Origin of the sequence: Microbacterium sp. UBA837, from assembly GCF_002296025.1 — a bacterium.
Classification (GTDB): Bacteria; Actinomycetota; Actinomycetes; order Actinomycetales; family Microbacteriaceae; genus Microbacterium.
This window is the reverse complement of record NZ_DBHD01000019.1, coordinates 21,478-23,414: the sequence shown is the minus strand read 5'-3', so window position 1 is coordinate 23,414 and position 1,937 is coordinate 21,478. Positions and strand designations below refer to the sequence as shown.

The 1,937-nt window shown below is 68.9% G+C and carries 2 protein-coding genes; one reads left to right on the top strand and one right to left on the bottom strand.

Features of this window, described 5'->3' with window-relative positions; genetic code table 11:
* Positions 1-255: 255 nt before the first annotated feature.
* Positions 256-1,107: a tRNA pseudouridine synthase A gene (locus B3587_RS01630; RefSeq protein ID WP_292726041.1), complete on the bottom strand. Its 852-nt coding sequence runs from the start codon at positions 1,105-1,107 to the stop codon at positions 256-258.
* 99 nt (positions 1,108-1,206) lie between these two features.
* On the opposite strand from B3587_RS01630, the gene B3587_RS01625 reads away from it, so the two are divergent.
* A partial coding sequence (locus B3587_RS01625) for an acyltransferase family protein (RefSeq protein ID WP_292726039.1) occupies positions 1,207-1,937 on the top strand: 731 nt, incomplete at its 3' end.

The window sequence follows — 1,937 nt, the reverse complement described above, 5'->3', positions numbered from 1 at the left end:
CGGCGTCGGACTCGAGGTCTCGTAGCCCCAGTTGTTCCACGGAGCGGGGCCGCATCCGGCGAGCGCGATCGGCAGAGCGAGCAAACCGGCGATCACACCAGCCCGCGCGAAGCGGTGCACCTGTCGACCATCACGGATGCCGACGCTCGCGTCGCTGCGACCAACGGCCTTCATCTCCATCCCCCCTCGGGATCACCAACCTCACCCCGCGCAGGGGTGGGATCAGTCTACGCATCCGGGGGGCGCCCGCCCTCGTCAGTCCGCGTCGAGGTCCCGTCGTGCGCGGGTCTGCGACGCCCGGTGGGCGAGCAGATCATCGGCGGGGTATCCGACTTCGGTGAGGGTCAACCCGCGGGCGGCGAGCACCTTGACCTCGGGCACTCGATCCAGCTCGTCGCGGATACGCACGAGGTCGTCAACGCCGAGTCGCCCCTGACCGACCGCGACGCACCCGCCCACCAGGGCGCGCACCATGCTGTGGCAGAACGCGTCAGCACGAACCGTGGCAACCAGCACGCCGGATGCCTCGCGCACCCACCCGAATTCGAGCAGTGTGCGGATCGTCGTGGCCTCTTCCCGCGGCTTGCAGTACGCAGCGAAGTCGTGGAGTCCCCGCAGGGCGCCGGCTGCGGCATCCATCGCGGCGACATCGAGCTCACCGCGCACCACGGTGGTGCGGTGACGTTCCAGCGGATCGTAGGGAACCGAATCGTCAGCAACGCGATACTCGTAGCGACGCCATACCGCCGAGAATCGCGCATCGAAGCCGTCCGGTGCGATCGAGGTGCGGGTCACCGCGGCATCGGCGTAGGCGCCGAGCACACCCCGGATGCGACGGGCGAGAGCTGCTACGCCGTCGTCATCCTCCGTGCGCCGGCTCGAAGAAGCGAGCCGTGCGGCCTGTCCGTCGTCGAGATCCAGGTGGGCGACCTGGCCGCTCGCGTGCACTCCGGCGTCAGTTCGACCCGCCACCACCAGCCGCGGATCTCCCCCCAGCACGCGAGAAATCGCACCCTCGATCGTTGCCTGCACCGTCCGTTGATGCGGCTGCCGCGCCCACCCGCGAAAGTGCGAACCGTCGTAGGAAATGTCGAGCCGGATGCGCACGTCTTCAGCCTAATCAGCACCCGGCGCAGCCCCAGGGAACTCGCGCCGCCCGGACGTAGACTTGGGTACCCGAACCCGCATCGCCCGACCGAGCCGCCGTTGTCCAGCCCCCTCCACACCGACCGCCACGGCGCCATCCACGGCGCCACCTCAGGCCCCAGGCTTCCTGGCCTGGATGGCCTCCGCGCGCTCGCTGTCATCCTCGTGGTTGTCTTCCACCTGTTCCCACAGTGGTGGTTCGTCGGCGGGTTCATCGGCGTGGACGTCTTCTTCGTGATCAGTGGGTTCCTGATCACGACCCTGCTGCTTCGTGAGAGCGACGCGACCGGCCGGATCAGCCTCGTCGGGTTCTGGCGTCGGCGAGCCAGACGCCTCCTGCCTGCGCTGGTCCTGCTGCTGCTCGTGTGCTCGAGCGCAGCCTGGGTCGTCGGCGGTGATGTTCTCGTCCGGTTGGGCGCCCAGATCGCCGGTGCCCTCACCTTCAGCTACAACTGGATCGCGATCATCATCGGCGAGGGATACTTCGGCGCCACCAGCCCGGAGCTCTTCCGCAACCTCTGGTCACTCGGCATCGAAGAGCAGTTCTACGTGCTGTGGCCGCTCGCGCTCCCCCTGATCCTGCTGCTGCCGCGCACGTGGGCGCGGGTTGCTGCGGCGGGCGCACTGGCTGCAGCATCCGCCGTATGGATGGGCGACATCGTGTCGGCGACGGGTAACGTCAGCCGCGCGTACTACGGCACCGACTCGCACGCGTTCGGCATCCTCCTCGGCGTCGCACTCGCCTTCGTCCTCCACCGCGCCCTGGCGGCGCCCACGCTCTGGATGCAGCG